Raw genomic sequence first — 25858 nt, forward strand, 5'->3', positions numbered from 1 at the left:
ATGAACCCTCTCCTCGCCACTCTGGGCGCCAAACTCGCCGAACGCTGGCTCAATCTGCTGGTCCTTCCCGGCGCCCTCTTCCTCGCCGCCACAGCCGTCGGCACCACCCTGGGCCACCGCCACTGGCACGACATCGACCGGCTGCGCACCACGCTGGACGACCTCGCGACCCGCCCCGCCCTCGACCGCGCCGGTACCGCCGCGCTCCTGGTCGCCCTCGTCCTGCTCGCCGCGACCGCGGCGTCACTCGCCGCGCAGTTCCTCGGCGGCGCGATCGAGCGCTACTGGCTCCGCTTCGGCCGCGACCCGCTGTCCCGTGCCCTGACCGCCCGCCGCACCCGCAGGTGGCGGCAGCTGGACACGCAGTACGAGGAGGCGCACGACGGCATCTCTGCGCCCAACGGCCGGCCGTCGGCCCCGCCGGACGTCCAGGCGCGCATCGAGAACCTCGCCGAGGCCCGCGACCGCGTCGCGCTACGCGAACCGACCCGCCCCACCTGGTACGGCGACCGCGTCCAGGCGACGGCGGAGCGCGTCCACACCACCTATGGAGTGGACCTCGCCGCCCTCTGGCCACGGCTGTGGCTCATTCTCCCCGAACCCGCCGTACGCCAGATCCAGTCCGCCCACGACTCCTTCGCCGCCGCCGCCCGCCTCGCCGCCTGGGCCGTGGGCTACGCCCTGCTCGCCTGCTGGTGGTGGCCGGCCGCCTTGGTCGCCGTCTGCTGCGCCGCCGTCGCCCGCTCCCGCGCTCACGACGCCCTGGACGCGTTCGCCGAGCTCATCGAGGCCGCCGTCGACGTCCACGCCCGGGAACTGGCCGAGCGGGTCGGCCTGATCGGGGCGGACTCGGCGGTGCTGGGCCATGGGGTGGGGGGCCGGATGTCGGAGCTGTTCAGGAAGGCCGGGTGACGGGTGAGCGGGCGGCCGATCGCTGTCAGGCGTCAGCGCAGAAACCTCTGTGTCGCCTTGTGGACTCCCCCTGCGAAGGGCGCCGTCGAGGCCGAATACACGTGCCCCCGCCAGGGCCGGACCTCAGAAGGGCCCGGCCCCGCTGCGATGTCCGTCAGATGTCGCACTTGGCGCTCTTGTACCAGCCGATCCACCGCTGGTTGAAGTGGGACGACCAGCGGACACCCTGGGACTGGCCGTTGCCCACCGACACCGTGATCGTGCGGCGGCCGTCAGCCCAGCATGCCTGGATGGTGTAGTCCGCGCGCCCCCCGTTGGGCATCTCCTTCCAGCCGTTGGCCGCGTCCCAGGAGTGGTAGATCTTGCGGTTGGGGGCGATGGCGAATATCTCGTCGGTCGTCCCGTTGCCGTCCCAGTCCGCGTACGCGGGCGGGTCGTCGCACTTGTAGGAGAACGAATACCCCCAATTCTTCACCGTGCACGCGGCAGCCCCGACGTCTGCGGAGTCCACTCCCGAGCCCTCCTGGACAGTGGCTCCAGCAGGCGTCGAGGCGCCCGCGCCGGTGGCTCCGCTCAGCGCAAGACCGCCGCCGAGAGCGGCTGCCGATACGGCAAGAGCAGTACGCCTGCGAGCATTCATGAACCGGATTCCTTCCCCGCGAAGTCCGAGGTGGCGCGGCGTGGATGCCGTCGCCCTTTCGCTCCACCGAGGCTGCTTGCCGGAACAGACCTCCAGCAAGGCTCTTCGGCCAAGTGACGCCCACACGGGACCTCAACTCGCTGACCTGCCAAGATGCCGCACCGAGAGACGTAAAGCCGGGACGGGACGGGAACACGGCTGCTGCTGGCCGGCCGCTCCGGTGCCACGACGGCGATACGTCCCTGCTGGGTGTGCAGCCCAGTAAAGAGACCCGCGCCAGCCCTGTGCCTGTACTGGATGCGCCCATGCGCCTGACGCGTACGGCGTGCCCTGGCTCGGGTGGCTTGGAGTCAAAGTTGTCCGCCTCGGTGCTGGTGCAGTGCTGCCCACACCATGTCCGCCCGGAGGGGGAGGGTGGTGAAGCGAATGCCAGTGGCGTCGCGCAGGGCGTTGGCCAGGGCGGGGGCGATGGGGTTGAAGGGGCCCTCGCCCAGGGGTTTGGGGCCGCGGTCAGGGGTGGTGGGCCGGCAGAAGTGGATCTCGGTGTCGGGGATGTCGGCGAGTTGGGGGATGGTGTAGCTGCGCAGATCCTGGGTGGTGATACGGCCGTCTGGCTCGGTGGACAGGTTCTCCCACAGCGTGGTGCCGATGCCCTGAGCGATGGCGCCGTGGATCTGGCCGTTGCAGCTCGCCTCGTTCAGGACGGTGCCGGCGTCGGCCACGTGGACGCTGTCGAGGATCGTGAGGGCGCCGGTCTCCGGGTGGACGGCGATGCGGAACCAGTGGGCGTTCACCGCCAGGGGCGACGGGCCGGTGCAGGGTTCGGCGCGGCCGATCGCGCGAAGGGGTTCTCCCTCATGCCGTGCAGTGGCGTGGAGTTCGTTCAGTGGGAGGCGCCGGTCGCCGCAGTGCACCACGTCGCCTTCGAGGCGGCAGGCGGCGGCGTCGGCTCCGGTTCGGTCGGCGGCCAGTGCCAGGAGCTGCTCGCGCAGTTGGCGGCAGGCACGCTGCACGGCTTGGGTGCCCAGGGTTGCTCCGGTGGAGGCGAAGCCTCCGGTGTCGTGGTCGAGCAGGTCGGTGTCGGCACACCGGAAGTGGATGTGGCCGGGGCTGGTGGCCAGGGCGGTGGCGGCGGTGTGCCGGAGGAGATCGGTGGCACGGGTGCCGAATTCCGGCGGGCCGGTGATCAGGTCGTAGTCGCCGTCCGGGCGCAGCTGGGCGATGACCTGGGTGATGTGGCCGTCGGAGGGGTGGGTGGACTGGGCGGTGACGGCCAGGCCCTGGCCGATGAGGCACCGCGCGTCAACGGCGGCAGAGGAGGGCGGAGGGCGTCGGTCGCGGACGGTACGCAGGGTGCGCAGGACGTCGGTGAGGCCGGTGTCCGCGGTCGGTGCGGGTTGGTCGCCGTCGGCGAGGGGCGAGGTCTCACCCGGGCGCAGGTAGGCGTGCTCGCGCAGGGTGAGCGGGTCCAGAGCCAGGGTGTGGGCGAGTTCGTCGAGGGCGGATTCCACGGCGAAGGCCATCTGGCCGATGCCGTAGCCGCGGAAGGCGCCGGAGGGCACGTTATGGGTGTAGACGCTGTAGCCGTCCACGGTGATGTTCGCGCACCGGTAGAGCGACAGCGCTTCGGCGCAGGCGACTTGCAGGACGGCCGGGCCGTGGTTGCCATAGGCGCCGGTGTCGGCGACGACGCGCACCTTCAGGGCGGTCAGGGTGCCGTCACGGCGGGCCCCGGCGGTGACCGTCACGTGGAAGGGGTGGCGGGTGGTCGTGGCAGTGAGTTCCTCGGTGCGGGTGTACTCGAGCTGGACGGGACGGCCCGTGCGCAGGACGGCGAGGACCGCGATGTCCTCGGTGAGCATCTCCTGCTTGCCGCCGAAGGCGCCTCCCAGCCTCGCGGCGGTCACCTGCACCTGGTGCGGTTGCAGGCCGAAAACGGCGCACAGGTGACGGCGGGTCAGGTGGGGGGACTGGGTGGTGGTGTGGACGTGCAGGCGGCCGTCCTCGTCCCGCCAGGCCCGTGTGGCGTGGCATTCCAGTGCGGTGTGCTGCACCCGGTGCGTCTTGTATGTCTGGGTGTGGACGGCATCGGCCTGGGCAAGCCCCAGCTCGATGTCCCCGACGACGGTGTGGAGCCGGTGCGCGAGGTTGCCGCTCGGGTGCACGCGCGTCGCTCCGGCCCGCAGGGCCTGATCGGGGTCCGTGACGGCGGGCAGGACGTCGTAGGTGACGCGCACCCGGCGGCAGGCGTCCTCAGCGGCGGCGGGGCTGTCGGCGACGACGACGGCGACCCGCTGCCCGACGTGGCGCACTACGTCGTCGAGGAGGCGGGTGTCAGCGGGGTTGTCGCTGGTGCGCTCCTGCAGGGCGGTGGAGAAGCGGACGGCGGGAGCGTCCTGGTGGGTCAGGACGGCGTGCACCCCGGGCATGGCCTGGGCGGCCTCGGTGTCGATGGCCGTGATGCGGGCATGACGGTGCGGTGAGCGCACCAGCCGGATGTGCAGCATGCCCGTGGGAGCCGGGGTGTCGAGCGTGAAGGGCGCGATGCCGCACACGACGGCAGCGTCCGCCGACGCATCCTCGTCCCGGGAGGCCGCCCCAGTGGCAGCCGCCTGGGGGCGGTGGGCGTCTCGTACCGCTTCCTCGATGACCCGGTAGCCGGTGCAGCGGCACAGGTTGCCCTTCAGGGACTCCGGTAGGGCTCTCAGCTGTGTGGGAGTGAGGGCGGCGGCGGTCATGACGAAACCTGGGGTGCAGTAGCCGCACTGGAAGGCGTGTGCATTCAGGAAGGCGCGCTGGACGGGTTGGAGCTGCCCGTCGGTGGCCAGGCCCTCCACCGTGGTCACGGTGCGCCCGTGGGCGCGATGAGCGGGGTACAGGCAGCTGTGCACGGGAACGCCGTCGACGTGCACCGTGCAGGCCCCGCAGTCGCCCGTGTCGCAACCCTTCTTGACACCGAACCAGCCCTGCTGACGCAGATACGTGCGCAGACATTGCCCGGGGGCAGGCGGCTCGTGGCTGTCCCGGCCGTTGATACGCGTCAGGAACGCCATGCCTACTCCTGCGCCATCAGGTGCTGCCGGACCTCCTCAGCCAGATGCACGGCCAGGTGCCGCCGCCAGGCGGGCAGACCGTGAACGTCATCCACGATCAGGTGCATTGGCAGCGCGTGCAGCACGGACCGCCGCATCCGGTCAGCGGACGGCACCGAGGGAAAGGACACCGTGACGGGGCGGGACACCGCGGCGGTGATACCGATCGTCAGCCGCTGCGTCACCGGATCGTGGATGCCGGTCACCACAGCCGCCGAGCGGCCCTGCGGCCGCAAAGCGGCCCGCCGCATCCCCGAGCGGAGACCAAGCACACTGGAGGGCAACACAAGCGAGCGCAGGACCTCGCCCGGCCTCAGGACCGTCCGGCCGGCGCCCGTGACGAACTCGGCCGCCGGCACCACACGGCCGTCCCCGTCCAGTGAGCGCAGCTCCAGTACGGCGTCGAACGCGACCGCAAGAGAGATCATCGGCGCGGCGGGCAACGCCAGACAGATGTTCCCCCCGACCGTCGCGGTGCTCCACACCTTGGGGGAGGACGAGAACGCGCGGCAGCACTGAGCGATGGTTTCCCGTGCCCGCGGCCATGCCCCAGGTCCGTCCTCGGCGAACGCCAACAGCTCAGCGATCGTGCAGGTGGCCGCCACGCTCAGGCCCTGTTCCGTAACCGTCAGCGGCTGCCGGCCCATGGCCGTCAGATCCCGCAGGCGCACCAGGCCGGGCTGCGGCTCAGCGAACAGGAACGTCCCGCCGGCCAGCCACGCATCCCCACGGGCCCACGGCAGATCCCTTCGCGAGTCGACGACCTCACGCACCGATGTCAAGTCCACCCGCTTCACCCACTCGCATCCACCGCCATGAGCCACCTCTGCCAAGTCACCCTGCCCGCAACTCCCCCAGACCCGGCGGACACACCAGGCACAACACCAGAACCTCACCGAAAAAGACCATGCGCCAACTCCCCGAAGGGGGTGGCCCCGATCGGGGCAGGTCCGTCTCCGGCGAGGTCATGGATGTCGAGCGACGCCAAAGGGTCGGCCGACCACGCCGCTGATCGTCCCCGTCGATGATGTCGTCGTGCAGTAGCGAGGCGTTATGCACCAACCAGCTCCGCTTATGCTCCCGCCCCTGCCGGAACAGAAGTGCCAGGGGGCACGGCGCGGTACGTGACGGAGAACGGCCGGAAAGCGGCTATCCGACGGCAGACCGCCGCGAATCCAACTGAGGGAGATCATCCCGAGGGCCTCAGCGACGCGAAGGGGCAACCAGCGCCCAGCGGAAGCGCGTTGACCATGCGCCGTCCGGTCGGTGAGGAAGCGCAGCCATGTCCTCGGGTGAGGCCCTGGCGGGGGGCGGGCGCCGACGGCTGGTTCTCGAAGCGCCAGTCGACACCTACGGCAGTTGCGGAGCAGTTGTGCAGCTCCGCAGGGAGCCCGTAATCAGCGCGGCGCCGCAGCGGCATACCAGGTTGCTGCTCCGGCGCGCCCCGGCGCCCGGGGCGAGGCCCCTTTTGATCCTTCGCGCTGCGACCGTCACCCGAACGGCGGAGCAATCCACAGGAACCGGCAATCTAACTTTGAGTGATCGATGCTGGTCATCTGCGTGGAGGTGCCGCCATGCCCACCAGTTCCTCCCGCCCGGAGCGTCTCGGGCCAACCGAAGTCGGCCCGGGTGATGCCCGCTATGAGGCATTGCGCCGGGGTTTCAATCAGCGGTGGATCGCGACACCGGATTATGTGGTGGTGGCCGCCGGCACCCGTGACGTGGTCGCCGCCCTCGACACCTACCTCGCAGGCCAGGCCCGCGACGGCTCGTCGTCTGGCCGGATCACGGTCCGCTCCGGCGGGCACTGTTACGAGGACTTCGTGTGCGGTGACGATGTCGCCGTCATCATCGACGTCAGCGCCATGAACGGGGTCTACCACGACCCGGAGATGGAGGCCTACTGCGTCGAAGCAGGCGCTGGCAACTGGCACACCGCCTCCCAGCTGTACCGGTGTTACGGCCTCGCTCTGCCCGGCGGCTCGTGCTACTCCGTCGGTGCCGGAGGACACATCTCCGGAGGCGGTTTCGGTCTGCTCTCACGCCTGCACGGGCTGACGGTCGACCACCTGTACGCCGTGGAAGTCGTCACCGTGCGCGACCGGACTCACGCCGAGGTGACGGTGGCCCGCAAGGACTCCCCAGAGCCGGCGCTGCGGGACCTGTGGTGGGCGCACACCGGCGGTGGAGGCGGCAACTTCGGCGTGGTGACCAGGTATTGGTTCCGCGGCCTGCCCGAGCCGCCTGCCCAGGTGCTGTTGAAGACCATCGCCTGGGACTGGAAGATCTTCAAGGACCGGCCCGAGAAATTCACCGCCCTCGTGCGCCGGTACGGCCAGTTCTTCGAACACGAGCGCACCGGCGACGGCCCCGACTTCCAACGCAGCTTCGACTACCGCGACCTGTTCACCCTGCTGAAGCTGAACAACCACGCCGCGGGCAAGGTCGGCTTGATCCTGCAACTCGACGGCACCCGGGACGACTCCGCCGAGCGCCTCAAACTCTTCCTCGACTGGCTCGCCCCCGAAGCGGACTACCCCCCGTCCGTGCTGGACGTACAGATGGGCGAGCACCCACCGCTCGACTCCCTCCACATCCCCACCCGGCTGCCCTGGCTGACCGCGACCCAGAACCTCAACGACTCCGGCCCCAGCCGGTGCGGCAAGTACAAGTCCGCCTACCACACCGCGAACTTCACCGAACGCCAGTTGCAGGCGATCCACCGCCACCTGACCAACCAGCGCTACACCAACGACCAGGCCCTGCTCCAGGTGGACTCCTACGGCGGCCGTATCAACGACATCGACCCGGCCGCAACCGCCGTCCCGCAGCGGTCCTCTGTCCTGAAGCTCCAGTACCAGACCTACTGGACATGGGGGAAGGACGCCAACCGCGACGGGGCGTTCGACTACCAGGACGCCCTGGCCGACCCCGCCATCGCCGCGCCCCACCTGGCCTGGATCCGTGACTTCTACCACGACATGTACGAAGAGACCGGCGGCGTGCCGACGGTGCGCACCGCTCGTGCGCAGGAGCCGTCCCCCAACACCGACGGCTGCTACATCAACTATCCCGACGCGGACCTCAGCGACCCCGACCTGAACCCGCCGGGTGTGGGCCAGTCCTGGCACACGCTCTACTACGGGAGCAACTACCCGCGGCTGCAACGCGCCAAGGCGTACTGGGACCCGCGCAACGTCTTCCGGCACCGGCAGTCGGTCCGCCTCCCGAACACCTGAGTAAGGCAACGGGGAAGCGCCCGACATGCCGTGGGTGCGCGTGGATCACGCGAGGCCCGCGCCTAGGTGAATGAACGCGGCCCAGAAACGAGGCTCGGCGTAGCAGCGAGTCTGCCGAGGACGGTAGTCGAGGAAGGTGATGGCTTCGCGTAGGCGAGCCCGAACTGGTTCATCCCGCAGGACGTTGAGGAGGCTGGTGCACCACTGCGCGACGGGGTGGCGCAGGAGCTTGATGCCGACATTCCGGGCGGCGACCGCGACCGGCCCACCAGGTGCGAAAGTCCTGGTCCTGCAGGGACAGTTCACCGACCGGACTCGTCAGTTGCGGATGCTGGGCGATATCGGGCGACCTCCTGCGGCCGTGGCGGCGGCGAAGGCGTGGACATCGCACTGGACCACGTCGGCGGAAGACCGCCCCGCGAGGGGCCCAAGCCCGTTCATCGCCGCGCTGGAGAAGATCCTCATCCCCGGGCCCGGCCCGGGACGGCCGCGCAGAAAGCCGGACAGCCTGGCGGCCGACGAAAACTCAGCCCTCTACGTCGGCGGCTCCGCGAGCCCGCGCGGTGGAGCGCCTCAGCGCGAGAGCCGCGATGTCGTCGTCGAGCCTTCCTCCACTGTGCTGGAGCAGATCCCGGTGCAGCCGGTCGAGCTGTTCGCGGGGCTGCGCCAGGCCCTGGCGCCGCATCCAGTCAGACAACGGGAAGAACCGACCCGTGTGGTCCCGAGTCTCCGATACGCCGTCCGTGTAGAGCAGCAACTGGTCCCCCGGAGCGAAGGCGACGGTGTCGACCCAGTAGCGGTCACCGATGAGCGCCGCGAGGTTCAGGGGCGGCGAGGGGATGGCGGGCTCAAGAACCCGGACGATCCCTCGATGTGCGATCAGCGGCGGGGGATGCCCGCAGTTGAGAAGTCGTATGTGACCGCCGCCGTGCGGGATCTCGGCGAGGAGAGCGGTGGCGAAGTGCTCGGGCTGGTCCTGGACGGGAAACGCAGCGCTGTGGCGCGTGATGGTGGTCTCCAGGCGGTGGATGATGCCCTGCAGGTCGGGCTCGTCGTACGCGGCCTCCCTGAAGCAACTGATCACCGCCGAGGCCGCCCCCACCGCGGGCAGGCCCTTGCCCCGTACGTCACCGATGAGCAGCCGGACCCCGTGCGGTGTGCCGATGGCCTCATAGAAGTCGCCGCCGATCCGTGCCTGTTCCTGGGCCGCCAGGTACAGCGACTCGATCTCGATGTCCTCGATGCGGTGCGGCAGCGGGCGCAGCAGCACCTTCTGGGCCGCGTCGGCGACGAGCCGGACCTGGAAGAGTGTCTCCTCTCTCTGAAGTCGGACATGGCTCGCGTATGCGGCCGCCAAGGTGACCGCGACGATCGCGGCCGACGTGTACTGCGTCCCGAGATCGGTGTAGAAGAAGCTGAGGACGATCATGGTCAGCAGGCAGAACGCCCCCAACAGGATCGTGGGGAGCACGGGCCACATCGCGGCGGCGAGGGCGGGTGCGGCGGGCAGAAGGCGGCTCACGGCGATCTCCCTGGGGGTGGAGAACGCCAGGCCGGCGATGAGGACGGTCAGGATCACGGGTGACAGCTGGGCAGCTTCCCATCGGCCGCCGTAGGCAGGACGACGGCGCCACAGCCGCCCAAGCATGATCACAAAACGCATGATATCGGCCTAATAGGGCACCAGGCGCGGGGAGGGAGATCACGTACCGCGCGAGCGGGATTGCGACGCCCTGCCGCGCCCGAAGAAACCGGGCCACCCCGCGCACGGCCGTACAGACACCCGAGGTCAGCCAAGCGGGGATCGGCGGGCGGGCCTGGCCGCTCGGGATCACCGGTGTTAAAAAGGTCGCATGGCGAATCGTTTCGCCCACTTTCCTCACCTGTCGGTCATGCGGCTGGTCAGCCAGAGCACGCGAAGCGTGGCCGGGCAGGTGCTGGTTTTCCAGGTGGCTCTGGTGGTGCTGCTCGTGACCTGCGGCGTCATCGCCCTCGTCCTGCAGTCGGAGCGGGACACCAGCGCCGAGGCCAGGCGCCGCTCCACGGCCGTGGCCCAGACGTTCGCGCACTCACCGGGCGTCCTGGCGGCATTGCGGGCCCCGGATCCGAGCAAGATCCTCCAGCCGCTCACCGAGACGGCACGCCGGGCCGCCGGCGTCGACTTCATCGTGGTCATGGACACCGGGGGCATCCGGTTCACGCACCCCTTGCCGGACCGGATCGGCAAGCGGTTCGTGGGCGAGATCGGGCCGTCGCTGGCGGGGAAGGTCTACGTGGAAAGCGTCGACGGCCCGCTCGGTCGCGAGGTGCAGGCCACGGTCCCGGTCGAGAACGCCGACAGCGAAGTGGTGGCCCTTGTCTCGGCCGGGATGAAGGTGAAGAACGTCGAAAGTCAGGTGACCCGGCAACTACCGATCATCCTGGGCGCCGGGGCCGGAGCACTCGTGTTGTCCACCGGTGTGACGGCACTGGTGGGCCGGCGGCTGCGGCGGCAGACGCACAGCCTGGGCCCGGACGAAATGACCCTGATGTACGAGCACCACGACACGGTGCTGCACTCCGTCAAGGAAGGGGTGCTGATCGTGGCCGCCGACGGGCGGCTGATGCTGGCGAACGACGAGGCCAGACGACTGCTGGAGCTGCCCCCGGACGTCGAGGGAAAGCTCGTCTCGGAGCTGCCGGGCCTGGAGCCCGAGACGAAGGCGCTTCTCGCCTCCGGGCGCGAGGCCACTGACGAGGTGCACCTCGCCGGAGAGCGGCTGCTCGCGGTCAACCAGCGGCCCACGGATCGTGAGGGAGGCCCCAAGGGAACGGTGGTGACGCTGCGCGACTCCACCGAGCTGCAAGCGGTGACGGGCAGGGCAGAGGTGGCACGGGAGCGGCTCAGGCTGCTGTACGACGCCGGACTCCACATCGGTACCACCCTGGACGTGCTGCGCACCGCCGAGGAGTTGGCGCGCGTCCCCATTCCCCGCTTCGCGGACTACGTCACCGTGGACCTGGCCGACGCCGTCCTGCACGGCGAGGAGCCGGCCCCCACGGCGACGGACATGCGACGCGCGGCCGTGTGCGGCATCGGGGACGACCATCCGCTCTCCGAGCAGGGCCGGCTCTTCGACTATCTTCCGTCCACGCCCCAGGCGCGCGGTTACGGCAGCGGCCGCTCCCAGTTGGTGAGCGATCTGGCGGCCGCCACGGGCTGGCGCGTGCAGGACCCGGAGCGCGCCGAGGCGATCATCGGCTACGGCTTCCACTCCCTCATCACCGCCCCCATCCAGGCCCGTGGCGTCGTGCTGGGCATGGCCAACTTCTGGCGCGCGCAAAAGCGTGAGCCCTTCGACGAGGAGGACCTGTCGCTTGCGGAGGAACTGGTGGCCCGTGCCGCGATAAGCATCGACAATGCCCGCCGCTACACCCGTGAGCACACCCTGGCGGTCACCCTCCAGCGCAGCCTGCTGCCGCAGGCCGTGCCCGAACAGAACGCCCTCGACATCGCCTACCGCTACCTCCCCGCCCAGTCGGGGGTGGGCGGAGACTGGTTCGACGTGATTCCCCTGCCGGGGAGCCGGGTGGCGCTGGCCGTGGGCGATGTGGTCGGCCACGGCCTCCACGCCGCCGCCACGATGGGACGGCTGCGGACCGCGGTGCACAACTTCTCCACCCTCGATCTGCCGCCCGACGAGCTGCTGAGCCATCTGGACGACCTGGTCGGCCGCATCGACCAGAACGAGGCGGCCGAGAGTGCCGCGGGCGTCGTGGGCGCCACCTGCCTGTACGGGATCTACGACCCCGTGACGCGCCGCTACGTCATGGCACGTGCGGGACATCTGGCGCCCGCACTGGTCCAGCCCGACGGAACCGTCACCTTCCCGGACGTGCCGGCCGGTCCGCCCCTCGGCCTCGGCGGCATGCCGTTCCAGACCGCGGAGCTGTGCCTCGCGGAGGGAACCCAGCTCGTCCTGTACACCGACGGCCTCATCGAGGACCGCAGGCGCGACCTGGATCTGGGAATGGAACTGCTGCGCGATGTGCTGACGGGCCACCCCGCACGGCCGCCCGAGGAGACCTGCCAGGACGTGCTGGACAGTCTGCTGCCCGAGCGCCCCAAGGACGACGTCGCCCTCCTCGTCGCCCGCACGCGGACACTACCGCCCGACCGGATCGCCGACTGGGACGTACCCCCGGACCCGGCGGCGGTCGCGGGAATGCGGGATGCCGTGTCCGCAAAGCTCGAAGTGTGGGGTCTGTCAGAGCTCGGCTTCACCATGGAGCTCATCCTGAGTGAGCTCCTCACCAACGCCATCCGCTACGGCGCCGAGCCGTTTCACGTGCGGCTCATCCGCGACCGTACGCTGATCTGCGAGGTGTCCGACGGCAGCAGCACCTCACCGCATCTTCGGTACGCCGCGACGACGGACGAGGGAGGCCGGGGCCTGTTCCTGGTGTCGCAGATGGCTGAGCGCTGGGGCACCCGGTACACCCCGCAAGGCAAGGTGATCTGGGCCGAACAGGCCCTGCCCGAGGCCGTCCAGCAGCCCGTCCCGTCCCCGGCCGCCCCGCAAGCCCCGACGTGAGGGCGGCGTGGATCAGCCGGATGTGGTACGCCGAGGTGATCACCGCCGGACAGGCTTGACCGCACGTCAACGGCCGGCTTGTCGCTGTGCGGACTACGGCTCGGGTTCGCCCCAGGCCGGCCCGCCGAACAGCCCTCGATCCTGCAAAACGGTCCCCTCCTGGAACACCTGTCGGGAGCTCTGGGGCTCGTACAGCGGAGACGTCGCCAGAGGCCAGACCGCCCACCAGCTCGCGGTGCGTGGGACGGCGGCGATCTCGCGGATCTCGGCCGGCACCTTGTAGTCGGCGAGCGGGGTACGGCACTCGGCGAGCTCCCGCCGTGCCTCGATTCCACCCGGGCCCGGTACGACCAAGGCCACCGGCACCTCGCCCAGCACGTGGTGCGCCAGACCCACGACCACAGCCTCGGGCACGCCGGCACGCTGCGGCGTCTCCGGAACATCGCGGTTGCCTGTGGCCAACCCACCGGTGTGCGCCGGGCGACGCCGCGACGGCAGCCCAGTCCCCCGGCCGAAGCAGCGGGCCTGGGTCGACGGGCCGTGCTGCCTCTGGCCGTCGCCCGCGCGGCCGGGCCGGATGGAGTCAGCGCCCTCGCCCCCGCATCGACCGCGCGCCGGCCACCGAGGCCGCCGGTGCTCGCGACGTCGGATCGGCCTGCTCCACCCCGCCGCCCGGCCCAGGATCCGGTCCGTCGAACCGTCAGGACAGCTCGGCCGAGGGTGCCTCCGGGAGGCTCTGGCGCAGCCGTTGGGCCTGCCGGAAGAGGCGGTTGGTGTGGTCCGCGAGTACGCCACCCAGGAGCAGCTCCGGGGTGTAGAAGGACCGTGCGGAGAGGGCCACCTCGTGGGCGGGCAGGTCGATCTGGACGATGTCGGTGCGGCGGATCTCGTCGATCGAGCTGCCCCAGACCACACGCCGTAGATTCGCCCATGCCATCGCGCTCATACACATCGAGCACGGCTCACCCGTGGTGTAGAGGGTCGTGTCGGCCCAGCCCTGGTTGCCGTGCCGCCGTACGTAATCGTTCATGGCGACCACCTCGCCGTGCAACAGCGGACTGTCCGCCCCGGTGTTGACTCCGCTTCCCAGGACATCGCCGTTGCGGGTATCGACGATCACAGCGCCGAACGGCCACTTGGGGTTCTTCCGGGCCTGTTCGATGACCAGCCGCATGAATCGCTCATGAACGGTCCCGCTGCCGGTCCGCAAGTCCGTCACCGTGCTCGTGCCCGAGCTGAGGTCCGGGTGAGCGTGGCTCTCTGGGAGCGCGTGCCGAGGGAAGGCGAACGGCGCCGCAACTCCCGTCACCACGGCTCCGCACCTGCCCAGGAATTGACGCCTGCCCGAGTCCATAGTCACTCCTCACCGCGGACCGACGGCTTCGACACGAAGTCGAATCGTCACATATCGTGTCCGATGCGACTCTGGCTCACTCCCCTGGGCGGGCCCGGCCACGACGCCGCCCGGCGGTGCCGCCGCGCACGCGCTCGCGGCACCGCCGGGCTTCAGCGTCCTGTGTGGATCTACTCGGTCACCTTCAGCAGCTTGTTGGGCGTTCCGCTGCTCGGGTTGGTGATCTTGTCACCGGTTGCCGCGCCGGTGAGCGCGGTGGCGACCTGATCGGGAGTGGCGTCCGGGTGACCGGCCAGGTAGACGGCGGCGGCTCCACTGACGTGGGGGGCGGCCATGGAGGTGCCGGAGATCGTCTTGGTCCCCTGGTCGCTGTCGTTCCAGGCGGAGGTGATGTCCGAGCCGGGCGCGTACAGGTCCACGATCGACCCGAAGTTGGAGAAGTCCGACTGGGCGTCGTCCTTGGTGCTGGACGCGACCGTGATGGCCTCGGGGACTCGGGCCGGTGAACCCTGCCCGGCGTCCGCCGACTCGTTGCCGGCGGCGACCGCGAAGGTGACACCCGAGGCGATGGCCTTCTTGACCGCCTCGTCGAGAGCAGGGTCTGCGCCGCCGCCGAGGCTCATGTTGGCCACCGAGGGGCCCTGGTGGTTCTTGGTCACCCAGTCGATGCCGGCGACGACTTGCTCGGTGGTGCCCGAACCGTTGTCGTCGAGCACGCGGACCGCGACGATCTTGGCCTTCTTGGCCACACCATGGGAAGCACCGGCGATGGTTCCCGCCACATGGGTGCCGTGACCGTTGCCGTCGTCGGCATTGTCGTCGTTGTCGACGGCGTCGAACCCGTGGGCGGCGCGGCCCTCGAAGTCCTTGTGGCTGATGCGTACGCCGGTGTCGATGACGTACGCAGTCACTCCTTCCCCGCCCTTGTCCGGGTAGGTGTACTTGCCGTCGGCGGCCGTGTCGTTCTGGTCTATGCGGTCCAGGCCCCAGGACGGCGGGTTGTCCTGGGTGGCATTGATGTGGAACTTCTTGTTCTGGACCACCTTGGACACCGCGGGATCGGCCGCGAGGCGCTTGGCCTCCGTCTCGGTCAGGCTTCTGGCGGAGAAGCCGTTGACCGCCGAGCCGAAGGTCCGGCTGATCTTGCCACCGTACTCGGTGGCCAGGTCCCGCTTCTCGGCCGTGGACGCCCTCTGGTCCAGGAGGACGATGTAGCTGCCGGCCACGGCTCCTTCGGCGTTCAGACCGTAGACCTTGCCCTCCGCGGGCTGTCCCGCCTGGGCAATCGGGGACACATAGAGGGCGGTACCGACGACGGCTGCGGTGGCCGCGATCGCGGTGACGATCTTGGCCTTGCTTGTGCGTTTGTGATGCGCAGTCAAGAGGGGTCTCCTCGTGAAGTGGGGGGATTTGCGTTCGAACGGCAGCGCTGCGCGTGCTCTGGAGAGTGCCGACTTGTCGCGAGCAGATCAACCGCTTGACGTGACCCCGACATCCGATGGGCGGTCAATCTCCACAGGATTCGCGCACATTCGAAGCAACCCGAGCCCAAATGTGCAGCCCTCAACGCTGGTTGAACCGCCAATGAATGATCCAGAATTATCTGTGCCGATTTCTTCACCGTCTGCTCACGTGACGATGCCGCCGGAGGCTGCGGCCCGGTCCCGCCGGCCGGTGGGGACATGCCCTATGCCGTTGTGCTCGATGCGGTACGACGAGATCGACACGAGTCCGCCAGTTGGAGAAACGAGCCCTGAGCTCTGGCCAATACCGGGGGTCAGCCCGAACGCCTCGATGCGTCGGCGGGGAGTGCACCAGACCCGAGCACCGGAACACAGCTGCGCCGGGCCGCGAGCCATCTCCTCCTGGCTGCCGACCCACACCAGCCGGTCCGCACGGACGGCATCGGCCACTGGTGGAGGGGGAGGCCGGCGGAACCCTCGCCCATGGTTCAGCGAACGCGGACGGCATGTGGTTGGCGGTCGCGCGCGACAGGATCCGGAACACGGGTCCGCGAGACCGGTTTCTCCCACGGTGATCGAGGTACTCGGTTCACCGGTGAGCGCGCACCCGTCGGGGGTGACAGGTGTGCAGCGCGGTGAGCTCAGGACTCCGGCGACGGGGCGGAACAGAAGGCGGCCGATGACGACGATCGGTGTGGAAGAGGAGTACCTGTTGCTCGACCCGGTCACGGGTCTGCCCGTGCCGCTGGCCGACAAGGTGCGCGCCGCGGCCGGGCTCGCGCCGTTCGTGGCCGATCAGGAGGTGCAGAGCGAACTGCTGCAGGCGCAGGTCGAGGTGGCCACGCCGGTGTGCGAATCCCTGGAGGAGGTCAGGGGACATCTGCTGCGGTTGCGGAACGCCGTCGGGACGGCGGCCGAACGGCACGGCTGCAGGCTCGCGCCCTGCGGGACCTCCCCGCTGCGGCACAGCCGCCCCGTGGCCGTCACCGACAAGGCCCGTTACCGCGCCATGCGCTCGCAGGCGCCGCAGCTGGTGGCGGAGCAGCTGGTCAACGGCATGCACGTCCATGTCGCGGTGCCCAGCCGCGAGGAGGGGCTGCAGCTCATGAACCGGCTCGGGGTGTGGCTGCCGACGCTCACGGCCATGTCGGCGAACTCACCCCTCTGGGACGGCCACGACACCGGCTTCGCCAGCTGGCGCACGGTGGTCTTCGGCCGTTGGCCGGTCAGCGGCATGCCCCCGCACTTCCACGACGTGGCCGACTACGACCGGCGCGTGCAACGGCTGCTGAAGAGCGGGCTGATCTCGGACATCGGGCAGTTGTACTGGCTGGCCCGTCTCTCGGCCCCGTATCCCACCCTGGAGGTGCGGTGCCTGGACGTCCAGCTGCGCGTCGACGACGCGGTGAAGCTCGCGGGCGTGGTCCGGGCCCTCGTCCAGACGGAACTCGACGCGGTCTCCGCCGACGCCCCCGCCCCCGAGTGCGCCCCTGAGCTGCTACGGGCGAGCCTGTGGCACGCGGCCCGGCATGGTCTCAGCGACACCCTCGTCGACCTGGACGGCAACACCCGCCCGGCCGGCGAAGTCCTGCACCAACTCCTCCGCCACATCACCCCCGCCCTCGACGCCTCCGGCGACACCCCGCAGGTGACGTCCCTGATCGACCACCTGCTCCAGCACGGAACCGGCGCGGACCGACAACGCACCGCCCTCACCGAGGGCGGCATCCGAGCGGTGACCGACCTCATCAGCACGTAGCACACGACGCCGCGCCCGCCCGTTGCCCCTGACCTGCTTCCAGCCCGCAGCCAGGGTGGTCCGACGCATGGCCGCGAAGGGATCGCGAGTCGCTCACGTGGACCGACCACGACACCGTGCTCCCTCCAGCGTTAGAGTGCCGTCGCTCCCCCGCCCAGCTGAAGGCCATAGGAAGGCAGCGCGTTCCGTGAACCACACCCGCGAGACCACCGGCTCCGTCGGCGAGCGCCGCCTGCAGCACCTTCTCGGCACGGCCGACCAGGCCGCCACCTTCTACGACCGCCAGGTGCAGACTCGACTGACCCCGCAGATGGTGGACTTCATAGGTCGGCAGACCATGGCGTTCCTGTCCACGTCGGACGCCGGCGGAGCCTGTGACGTCACATTCCGCGCCGGTCCCCCGGGCTTCGTCACCGTGCTGGACGAGGGCACCCTCACCTACCCCGAGTACCGTGGGAACGGGGTCCTCGCCAGTGCGGGCAACATCACCGAGAACCCGCATATCGGTCTGCTCTTCGTCGACTTCACCCATGACCACATCGGACTGCACGTCAATGGCGCGGCTCGGCTCCACCGGGACGAGGAGCAGCGGCGGGCCCACCCCCACCTTCCTGTGGACACCGCTCCTGGCCGCAAGCCCGAATTCTGGGTGCACATCACGGTGGAGGAGGCGTATGTGCACTGCTCCAAGCACATCCCCCATCTCGAGCCGGCGCCGCGTCCGCGCCCGGGGGCCCAGCGGCCAAGGGATCCCGACTACTTCGTCCCCCGCGCCGAGCACCAGTCCCCACACTACGAGGGCGTGCAGACCGCGGGAACTCACACCGGACCGCCGCCGGGCAGGGGCTGACCCTGCGGCGCTGAGCCGACGGACGTGACCCCGGCGGCGCCCGCCCGTGACGACGGCTACGGCGGGCACTGGCGAAGTCGGCACAACCCACCGTGGTCCTCCGCGCGGCAGGTCACGCGGAGGACCACGGTACGGGCTTCACAGCTGACGGGGACCGTGACCGTCACGTGTCGACGCGCCCCCCTGGGCTCGCTGTCACGGCGCCATCTCGTACGCCCCGGACAGTGCCTCGACACGCTCCCAGACCCGCCCCGAACGCGCTGCGTCGACGACGGGACGCCGGACCGCACCGAGTGCCCACCGCTGCTGGTCCTCCGTGGCGGAGTCCTTGCCGTGCAGCTCGACCGCGAAGGCGGAGAAGTCGCGGACCAGGACGGAGAACAGCTCGTCGAGCACGTCCTCGTCGAGGTCCGTCAGGCGGGCCTGCTCCAGGATCAGCTGGCCGTGCACCACCAGCGCGAACAGCTGGCCGACGGCGAGGAGAAGATCGAGGTCGCGGCTCTGCTCCTCGTCGGGGGCCGCGGTGGCCACGAACTCGCACAGGGCGTCGGCCTGCTCCCTGAAGCGGGCGACGTTCGGCACCCCGGCGTACGCGTCGTACGCGGGGCGCCAGTCGTGGAAGCGCACGGAGCCAAGGCCACGGGCCGGACCCTGCTCGAAGAGGAAAGCGTCGTCGGCCGCGTCGAGGCGGGTCGGCACCGCCGGGAACTCGGCCGGGTGCAGCAGGTGGTTGCGCATGAACTTGAGGATCAGCGCGAGGTTGACGTGGACCGTGCCCTCAAGCTTGGGCAGCCCTCGGATCTCGACCGCGGCCTGTGCGAAGTAGGTGTCCTTCTCGAAGCCCTTGGCGGCGATCACGTCCCACATCAGGTCGATGACCTTCTCGCCCTCCGTGGTCACCTTCATCTTCGTCATCGGATTGAACAGCAGATAGCGGCGGTCGTCCGAAGAGGCGGAGCGGAAGTAGTCGACGGCGCGGTCGCTGAACAACTTCATGCCGACGAGACGGACGTACGCGTCGGCCAGCTCGCGGCGCACGTGCGGGAAGGCGGTGACGGGGCGGCCGTACAGGATGCGGTTGTGCGCGTGGGTGACCGCTTCGTACATCGCGTGCTCGCAGATGCCGATCGAGGCGGTGCAGAGATTGAACTTGCCGACGTTGACGGTGTTGAGGGCGGCGTCGAAGGCGGCGCGGCCCGTGTGCAGGACGTCGTCCGGGCCCACCGGGTAGTCCTCCAGGCGGAACTCGCTGACGTACTTGGAGGAGTCGACGACGTTCTTCACGAGGTGGTAGGCCGGGTGGCGGCTGTCGGCGGCGAAGAAGACGTAGCCGTCCGGGCCCTCGATGTCGGTGCGGCGGCCGAAGACCGAGACGAGCCCTGCGGCGTTGCCGTTGCCGATGTAGTACTTGGAACCCGTCGCCCTGAAACCGCCGTTGCCGTCCGGCGTCAGCAGCATGTCGGTGGAGTAGATGTCGGCGCCATGGGTCTTCTCCGAGAGGCCGAAGGCGAACACCTCGCCCTGTGCGAGGAGTTCCGCCGCGCGGGTGCGAGCCGCGGTGTTGTCGCTCTGCCAGACCGGTCCGAGACCGAGGATGGTCACCTGCCACGCGTACCAGTAGTCGAGACCGTAGAACCCGAAGATCTCGTTGAGGGCGGCGATCCGGGCCGTGTCCCAGCGCTGGTCCTCGTGTCCGGCGGCGGACGCCGGGGTGAGGAAGGTGGCGAACAGCCCCTCCTTGGCGGCGAACGCGAGGAAGTCGGCCAGCCAGGCGCGGGAACGGTAGTCCTCGATGAGCCTGCGCTTGCCGCGGTCCTCGAACCAGTCGACGGTGGCACGCAGCAACCTGCGGGTCTCGGGATCGAACTGCGCCGGGTCGTATGTGCGCGGGTTGAAGAGCAGGGGATCGGCCATGGAGGTCCGCCTTCCGGGGGTTGAGGATGAAGGGTGCCGCAATGAAGGTCGCGGAGCGCGGGCGGCGACGGCCGGCAGTTCAGGCACGCGGGTGTGACATGCCGAGCCGGCGAAGGGTGGCGAGTACGTCGTCGAGCCAGGCGATCGTCATCCGCTCGTACGCGATGCCGCCGCGCAGCACGACATGCTGCAGCTCCTGACCGGCGTCGAGCGGGGTGGGAGCCGCAGGGCCGGTGAAGTCACGCAGTTCCCCGGCGAGATAGTGCGCGAGCCGGTCGCTGTGCACCTGGCGGTGCCGTTCGACCTCACGGATCAGCGCGGACGGGTCGTCGAAGGCCGCGCCGCGGATCTTCACGGCGAGGTCGTGCCGGATGCTCTCGGGTTCGATCGGTTCGTGCAGCCACTGGGAGAGGGCGGCGCGGCCGGGGCCCATGACGGAGTACTCCTTCTTGTCCGGTCGGTCCTGCTGCGGCAGTCCGCGGACGGCCAGCAGGCCGTCGCTCTCCATGCGCTTGAGAACGCGGTAGATCTGCTGGTGGGTGGCGGTCCAGAAGTATCCGATGGACCGGTCGAACCGCCGGGCCAGCTCATAGCCGGAGCCCGGCTTCTCCAGCAGGGAGACGAGGATCGCGTGCTCGAGGGCCATACCCCTGATCCTCATATGCAACTCGTTGCATAGCCAAGAGGCGCCGCCCCGGTGAGACACGGCTCACGCGGTGCGGCGGTGGACAGCTCGCTCCGCTCACTGGCCGCGCCCGAGTGGAGCAGCGGCAGGACGGAAACGCTGATCGCAGCCGCGGCCGTCCGGTGGTGTGGGACACGACGGCCGGTGCTCTGCCCGGCCTGGGGCTCGGGAGGCGCGGAGCCTCCTCCTCCCGGTGCTGCACCGTCTGGTGCAGGCCGCCATCCGCGCCGCGATGCCGGACGACGTGCGCACCGACGCTCGGGGGCGACTGTGCCAGGCGCTGCTCGCGGCCGTGCCACACGACGTCCACGGTGACCCTCGTGGAAGGCACCGGATGAACGCACCGGAACGAAACCCGGCTCAGTGAGGCACCGGATCTTCGGAGGCGGGCAGCGGTTCCGCTGGCCTCGGGGCCAGCGCGCGGATGGAGGGGGTGGCGACCATGGCGAGGGTGGCGAGGAGGATGAGCGCGGCGGCCGCGTAGAGGGTGGCATGGAGGCCGAGGAGGAGTACGGCGGGTCCGGCGGCGAACTGGGCGAGCGGGAGCGCGAGGTAGGAGCCGAGGTCGTCGTAGGCGTAGACGCGGGCGAGGCGGTCCTCGGGGATCTGCTCGTTGAGGGTCGAGTACCAGGCGACGCCGGCCTGCTCGACGCCCACGCCCGCCACGAAGTTGGCCACGACCAGCACCCAGGTGTACGGGGCGAGCGCGAGCAGCAGCGGGGTCGTCGCCGTCAGGCCCATCAGCGCGCAGCCGACCAGGATCGCGCGCCGGGGCCGCCACCTCAGCGAGTACGCCGCCGGCGACCGCGCCGAGCGAACCCGCGGCGAGAGCCAGGCCCCAGCCGCTGCGGCCGATCCCGGTGGTGTCGGCGACGGCCGGGCCGAGGACGGTGAACGAGGCGGTGATGCCGGCGTTGAGGAAACAGAAGGCCACCACAATCACCTACACCCAGCTGCGGGAGGTGAACTCCCGCCAGCCGACGCGCAGTTCATGCACCAGGCCGACGCTGGGCTCAGGTGGCGCGACCTGGACGCGGACCAGCGCGAAGGACGCGGCGGCGAGCGCGAAGCTGAGCGCGTCGACGGCCAGGCCCCAGCCGGGGCCGACCGCGGCGACCAGTACGCCGCCCAGCGAGGCGCCCACGATCATCGCGCTGCTGCCCGCGATCCGGGAGAGCGCGAGGCGGCGCGGCGGGACTCGGCCGGCACGGTCTGAGGCAGCAGGGCCTGGGAGGCGGGTGGTGGCAGGAACTTGATGCCCCGTTGACCGCGGCGAGCACCATGAGCAGGGGGATGGCGGCGCTGTGGGTGAGTACGAGGGCGGCGATCACCGCCGGGCTCGCGCGCTGACCACGCTGCTGCCGACCAGCAGCGGGCCGCGTGGCAGCCGGTCCGCCAACACCCCGCCGTACAGCAGGAAGAGGATGCTGGTGAGGGAGTTGGCGCCGACCACCAACCCGAGCGAGCCGACCGAGCCAGTGGCGTCGAGCACGGCGAAGGCCAGGGCGATCGGCGCCACCCCGTTGCCGAGCAGTTGGCCGTCGTACCGATGAAGAGGTGACGGAACGGTCGGTGGCGCAGAGGCGCCAGGCCGGCAGACATGCGCCTGATCGTCGGGCTGGGCGGCGCGCCCGGCAACGTGTTTTAGGACTGGCACCGGGTCAGGTGTGCGGCTGCCACTGGGGTCTTTCAGCGTATCCGGATCTGCGAACGCCAGGGCATCCCGGTCCTCGCCGACCGTGCTCGGGGCCTCCGCACGGCCGGAGTGAAGAACATCAAGGCCGGCCTGTGCCGCAACGCCTGCAAGCCCCGCCTCCCCCTCACGCTCCGCGGCCTCGAAGGAGCGCGAACCGGACATCACGCGACTACATCACGCGACTGCGTCGAAGCCCTGGCTCCCGGACCAGCGATGACAGGGACCAACGGCTGCGGTGTCAGTCTGCCGAAGTATCCTTCCCGCCACCGCACACCGACTGGGAGGACCAAGAGACTTGACTGGCCTGTCTGCTTTCCCGCTGCCCTTTCATGCTTCACGTTCCATATCGTTCGCGACACCCCGGACGCTGCGGGAACTTCAGATGATGCAGTTCAGCGCACTCATTCGGGCGAAGCCGGGGTGGTTCGACAAGATGAACGATGCCGACATCGTCGCCAGGTGGACGCAAGAAGCGGTCGCCCAGGGCCTCACCCAAGCGCAGGTTCGTTACGTGCTTGCCGAACTCCGGCATTACGCCGCGCTGCGGGACGGACGAACCGGCATCGAGGTGTCCGCCGTCGACGGGGTGTGGCAGTCGGACACACTGGTCGACGACAAGCTCAGATCCCGGCTGCGCGAGGCGGTTCGGGTTCTGGAGCAGGTCCCCGAAGCAGAACAGGACTGGCATCCCGGATCCGACGGCCAGGTGCTGGACCTGGTTCATCCCTCACTGTTCTGCCTGGTGAGAGAGGTGAGCGGTGCGCCCGAGAGAGCTTGGCAGAACCCGACGGACCGCTATTCGAGGTACGAATTCTCGGAGAAGTTCCAGTGGCTACCCACGGACGTCGACGTCAGTGACGACGGCGACGTCGCCTTCCGTTCGTACGTCAACAACGTCCACCCAGAGACTCATCGCGAACTCGCCTCCGTCCTGCCAGACATGTTCGCGCGCTTGCGCCCGCTGCTGGAGAACGTGCTCACCGATCTGCGCCATCCGCGGCCCCTGCGGATCGAGGCCGATCCTTTCGGGTGGTACGACTCGGAGCCTGAGTATCCGGACAAATCCTCCTACAGCGATGACGGGGCCTACGCAGAAGCCGTCCGTGCATGGGAAGAGGCCCAGGACGACTGGTGGGAGAACCGCCGCCCGGCCATCCCGGACGCCCCGGTCTTCACCCCGCCCGAGTTGCCCGACGAATCCGCCCGAGTCGACCTGCGCGGCCGCCGTCTCCAGGTCATCGTCAAGCTCGCCACCATTCATCTCACCCCGGACAAGCCCGAGTACCCCGGCGGTTCCTGGCATGTCGAGGGCATGCTGAACGAGCGGATCGTCTCGACCGGCATCTACTACTGGGACAGCGAGAACATCACCGAAAGCCGGCTGAGTTTCCGGGCGGCACTCGACGACCCGAGCTACGAACAGAACGACGACAACGGCCTGCGTGAGGTCTACGGCCTGGAGGACGAAGACGCACTGAACCAGGTGCTGGGATCGACATCGACCCCAGCGGGCCGCTGCCTGGCGTTCCCGAACATCCTGCAACACCGCGTCGGCTCATTCCGCCTCATGGACCCGACCCGCCCGGGATATCGCAAGATTCTCGCGTTCTTCCTGGTCGACCCGTCGGAAAAGATCGTCTCGACATCCGATGTGCCACCGCAACAACCATGGTCCGAGACCTCGACCATGACACTTGAACAGGCCAAGAACTACCGCGAACAACTCATGCAGGAACGCAAGTTCTTCGTCGACGAACACAACGAGCAGCTCTATGAGCGAGAATTCTCCCTCTGCGAGCACTGAAGGTGCGAACCGGTGGCGCGTTTCCCTGTCAGGCCCCAATCCACAAGCACGAGGATCTGACGGGTCAGGCATGCCTGGACAATGCCGTGGGCTCGTGCTGCGGTCAGGTCGTGGGCGCGCCCCGTGTCGCACGCGAGAACCAGATGAGATGAGGGTGCCGTCGACGATGACAAAGTCGCCTTCGCCGAGTCCGGTGCTCGACGAGCTCGTACGGGACGTCGAGCTGCTCCGTTCCAGCCAGTGAACCACCCCCTGGCGAGCTGGCATGGGGGCCGCACGCATACCTTGTCCCAGAACTATGTTGTCCCGCCACATGTGCGCCTGACCTGCGGGTTTCTACGGTGTCCCGACACGTACCCGTCCCCACCGCACACGAGGAAGTGGCGCACATGGCCTCCGCAGCATCCGCTCCGCCATCCCCGGAAACCCCCGGCAACCTGAAGCGCATCGTCGCCGCCAGCCTCATCGGCACCACCATCGAGTGGTACGACTTCTTCCTCTACGGTGCCGCCGCCGCACTGGTCTTCAACACGCTCTTCTTCCCCGACTCCGACCCCCTCGTCGGCACCCTGCTCTCCTTCCTCACGTACGCCGTCGGATTCGCCGCCCGGCCCGTCGGTGCGCTTGTCTTCGGGCACTACGGGGACCGGCTCGGGCGCAAGAAGCTGCTCGTTCTCAGTCTGCTGATGATGGGTGGCGCCACCTTCGCCATCGGGCTGCTGCCCACCCACGACACCATCGGCAGCGCGGCTCCGGTACTGCTGACCGCGCTGCGGCTCGTCCAGGGCTTCGCCCTCGGCGGTGAGTGGGGCGGGGCCGTGCTGCTGGTCTCCGAGCACGGGGACGCACGGCGCCGCGGGTTCTGGGCGTCGTGGCCGCAGACCGGGGCGCCCGCCGGGCAGCTCCTCGCCACCGGTGTACTGGCCGCCCTGACGGCGCTGTTGAGCGAGGCCGCGTTCGAATCATGGGGCTGGCGCGTGCCGTTCCTGCTCTCCGGTGTGCTGGTGATCGTCGGGATGTGGATCCGGCTGTCCGTCGACGAGTCGCCGGTGTTCAAGGCGGCGCTGGCGCAGGCCGAGGCGCGCAAGGCGGAGCAGGCCGTCGAGAAGATGCCGCTCGTCGCTGTGCTGCGGCACCACTGGAAGGACGTGCTCATCGCGATGGGCGCCCGGATGGCCGAGAACATCTCGTACTACGTGATCACGGCCTTCATCCTGGTGTACGCCGTCGAGCACACCGGCCTGGAGAAGCAGACCGCTTTGAACGCCGTCCTGATCGCCTCCGCGATTCATTTCGCGGTGATCCCGGCCTGGGGCGCGCTGTCCGACCGGCTCGGCCGGCGTCCGGTCTATCTGCTGGGCGCCCTCGGGATGGGCGCCTGGGCGTTCCCCTTCTTCACTCTCGTCGACACCGAGAACTTCGCCCTGCTGATCCTCGCGGTGACGGTGGGTCTGGTCTTCCACGGGGCGATGTATGCCCCACAGGCGGCGTTCTTCTCCGAGATGTTCGCAACGCGGATGCGTTACTCGGGCGCATCGATCGGCGCGCAGTTCGCGTCCGTCGCGGCCGGCGCTCCGGCACCGCTCATCGCGACGGCGCTGCTGGTGGAGTCCGGCGGCTCCACCCTGGTCTCGCTGTACCTGCTGATCGCGGTGGCCATCACGCTGGTCGCCGTGCTGGCGGCCCGCGAGACACGCCACCGCGACCTGGCGCAGATCGGCGCCACCTCGTCCCCGCAGGATGCCACGGACAGGGCCTCGGTCCGCTGAGGCAGCGGCAAGGTAAGCGGCAACGGCAACGGATCCTCTCCGGAACCCGCATGCCGGCGTGACCCCGGATGTCCCTCGGGCGAAGCCCGCCCGAGGGACATCCGGGG

At 69.5% G+C, this 25858-nt stretch carries 21 protein-coding genes and 1 pseudogene; 7 read left to right on the forward strand and 15 right to left on the reverse strand.

All coding sequences use genetic code 11. From position 1 onward, the window contains the following. The gene (locus AQI70_RS21995) at positions 1 to 912 is read left to right on the forward strand and encodes a hypothetical protein (RefSeq protein ID WP_062152705.1); all 912 of its coding nucleotides are present in this window, start codon (positions 1 to 3) and stop codon (positions 910 to 912) included. A 154-nt stretch (positions 913 to 1066) separates the two neighbouring features. Here AQI70_RS21995 and AQI70_RS22000 read toward each other — a convergent pair whose 3' ends face one another. The 4 genes from AQI70_RS22000 to AQI70_RS40310 form a co-directional block, all read right to left on the reverse strand. Then, positions 1067 to 1423 (reverse strand): hypothetical protein, encoded by a 357-nt coding sequence (locus AQI70_RS22000; protein ID WP_062152707.1) that lies wholly within the window; start codon positions 1421 to 1423, stop codon positions 1067 to 1069. Positions 1424 to 1902: 479 nt separating this feature from the next. Then, the gene (locus tag AQI70_RS22005) at positions 1903 to 4605 is read right to left on the reverse strand and encodes a molybdopterin-dependent oxidoreductase (RefSeq protein ID WP_062152709.1); all 2703 of its coding nucleotides are present in this window, start codon (positions 4603 to 4605) and stop codon (positions 1903 to 1905) included. A gap of 2 nt (positions 4606 to 4607) precedes the next feature. Next, the gene (locus AQI70_RS22010; RefSeq protein WP_062152710.1) at positions 4608 to 5432 is read right to left on the reverse strand and encodes an FAD binding domain-containing protein; all 825 of its coding nucleotides are present in this window, start codon (positions 5430 to 5432) and stop codon (positions 4608 to 4610) included. Between the two features lie 46 nt (positions 5433 to 5478). Beyond that, the gene (locus AQI70_RS40310; protein WP_244181786.1) at positions 5479 to 5703 is read right to left on the reverse strand and encodes a polyprenyl synthetase family protein; all 225 of its coding nucleotides are present in this window, start codon (positions 5701 to 5703) and stop codon (positions 5479 to 5481) included. 641 nt (positions 5704 to 6344) lie between these two features. Between AQI70_RS40310 and AQI70_RS22015 the strand changes: the two genes are divergently transcribed. Next, positions 6345 to 7883, forward strand: coding sequence for an FAD-binding oxidoreductase (locus tag AQI70_RS22015; RefSeq protein WP_244181787.1), 1539 nt, complete (start codon positions 6345 to 6347; stop codon positions 7881 to 7883). Between the two features lie 526 nt (positions 7884 to 8409). On the opposite strand, the gene AQI70_RS22020 is transcribed toward AQI70_RS22015, so the two are convergent. Then, entirely contained in the window at positions 8410 to 9531 is a 1122-nt protein-coding gene (locus tag AQI70_RS22020) for a PP2C family protein-serine/threonine phosphatase (protein ID WP_167358913.1), read from the reverse strand. 205 nt (positions 9532 to 9736) lie between these two features. On the opposite strand from AQI70_RS22020, the gene AQI70_RS22025 reads away from it, so the two are divergent. Further along, a complete protein-coding gene (locus AQI70_RS22025; RefSeq protein WP_425264625.1) occupies positions 9737 to 12457 on the forward strand; it encodes a SpoIIE family protein phosphatase in 2721 nt (906 codons plus the stop codon). A gap of 93 nt (positions 12458 to 12550) precedes the next feature. On the opposite strand, the gene AQI70_RS39235 is transcribed toward AQI70_RS22025, so the two are convergent. The 4 genes from AQI70_RS39235 to AQI70_RS39240 form a co-directional block, all read right to left on the reverse strand. Then, positions 12551 to 12871 (reverse strand): AMP-binding enzyme, encoded by a 321-nt coding sequence (locus AQI70_RS39235; RefSeq protein WP_159042697.1) that lies wholly within the window; start codon positions 12869 to 12871, stop codon positions 12551 to 12553. Positions 12872 to 13157: 286 nt separating this feature from the next. Further along, positions 13158 to 13631 (reverse strand): nucleoside deaminase, encoded by a 474-nt coding sequence (locus AQI70_RS22035; protein ID WP_062152718.1) that lies wholly within the window; start codon positions 13629 to 13631, stop codon positions 13158 to 13160. A gap of 350 nt (positions 13632 to 13981) precedes the next feature. Next, the gene (locus AQI70_RS22040; RefSeq protein WP_062152720.1) at positions 13982 to 15193 is read right to left on the reverse strand and encodes a S8 family peptidase; all 1212 of its coding nucleotides are present in this window, start codon (positions 15191 to 15193) and stop codon (positions 13982 to 13984) included. Between the two features lie 246 nt (positions 15194 to 15439). Beyond that, positions 15440 to 15724, reverse strand: coding sequence for a hypothetical protein (locus AQI70_RS39240; RefSeq protein ID WP_159042698.1), 285 nt, complete (start codon positions 15722 to 15724; stop codon positions 15440 to 15442). A 229-nt stretch (positions 15725 to 15953) separates the two neighbouring features. Between AQI70_RS39240 and AQI70_RS22045 the strand changes: the two genes are divergently transcribed. Together AQI70_RS22045 and AQI70_RS22050 are read left to right on the forward strand one after the other, a co-directional pair. Then, a complete protein-coding gene (locus AQI70_RS22045) occupies positions 15954 to 17033 on the forward strand; it encodes a carboxylate-amine ligase (RefSeq protein WP_062152722.1) in 1080 nt (359 codons plus the stop codon). A 187-nt stretch (positions 17034 to 17220) separates the two neighbouring features. Continuing rightward, positions 17221 to 17883 (forward strand): pyridoxamine 5'-phosphate oxidase family protein, encoded by a 663-nt coding sequence (locus AQI70_RS22050; protein WP_062152724.1) that lies wholly within the window; start codon positions 17221 to 17223, stop codon positions 17881 to 17883. A gap of 195 nt (positions 17884 to 18078) precedes the next feature. Here AQI70_RS22050 and AQI70_RS22055 read toward each other — a convergent pair whose 3' ends face one another. The 5 genes from AQI70_RS22055 to AQI70_RS39825 form a co-directional block, all read right to left on the reverse strand. Further along, positions 18079 to 19797 (reverse strand): acyl-CoA dehydrogenase family protein, encoded by a 1719-nt coding sequence (locus tag AQI70_RS22055; RefSeq protein WP_062152726.1) that lies wholly within the window; start codon positions 19795 to 19797, stop codon positions 18079 to 18081. 79 nt (positions 19798 to 19876) lie between these two features. Then, on the reverse strand, positions 19877 to 20443 hold the full coding sequence (locus AQI70_RS22060) for a PadR family transcriptional regulator (protein ID WP_062152728.1): 567 nt from the start codon (positions 20441 to 20443) through the stop codon (positions 19877 to 19879). Between the two features lie 399 nt (positions 20444 to 20842). Beyond that, positions 20843 to 21223, reverse strand: coding sequence for an MFS transporter (locus AQI70_RS39815; RefSeq protein WP_208607411.1), 381 nt, complete (start codon positions 21221 to 21223; stop codon positions 20843 to 20845). A gap of 202 nt (positions 21224 to 21425) precedes the next feature. Continuing rightward, a complete protein-coding gene (locus AQI70_RS39820) occupies positions 21426 to 21632 on the reverse strand; it encodes an MFS transporter (protein ID WP_208607412.1) in 207 nt (68 codons plus the stop codon). A gap of 177 nt (positions 21633 to 21809) precedes the next feature. Continuing rightward, positions 21810 to 22340 carry a hypothetical protein gene (locus tag AQI70_RS39825; RefSeq protein ID WP_208607413.1) on the reverse strand — a complete coding sequence of 177 codons (531 nt, stop codon included), beginning with the start codon at positions 22338 to 22340 and terminating at the stop codon, positions 21810 to 21812. A gap of 133 nt (positions 22341 to 22473) precedes the next feature. Between AQI70_RS39825 and AQI70_RS22070 the strand changes: the two genes are divergently transcribed. Continuing rightward, the gene (locus AQI70_RS22070) at positions 22474 to 23982 is read left to right on the forward strand and encodes a DUF4246 domain-containing protein (RefSeq protein ID WP_079051422.1); all 1509 of its coding nucleotides are present in this window, start codon (positions 22474 to 22476) and stop codon (positions 23980 to 23982) included. Positions 23983 to 23993: 11 nt separating this feature from the next. On the opposite strand, the pseudogene AQI70_RS37660 reads toward AQI70_RS22070, so the two are convergent. Continuing rightward, positions 23994 to 24177, reverse strand: a pseudogene (locus AQI70_RS37660) (IS5/IS1182 family transposase); the annotation flags it as partial. 194 nt (positions 24178 to 24371) lie between these two features. Between AQI70_RS37660 and AQI70_RS22075 the strand changes: the two are divergent. Beyond that, on the forward strand, positions 24372 to 25751 hold the full coding sequence (locus tag AQI70_RS22075; RefSeq protein ID WP_062152733.1) for an MFS transporter: 1380 nt from the start codon (positions 24372 to 24374) through the stop codon (positions 25749 to 25751). Positions 25752 to 25858 lie beyond the last annotated feature (107 nt).

Origin of the sequence: Streptomyces curacoi (genome assembly GCF_001513975.1) — a bacterium.
Lineage (GTDB): Bacteria > Actinomycetota > Actinomycetes > Streptomycetales > Streptomycetaceae > Streptomyces > Streptomyces curacoi.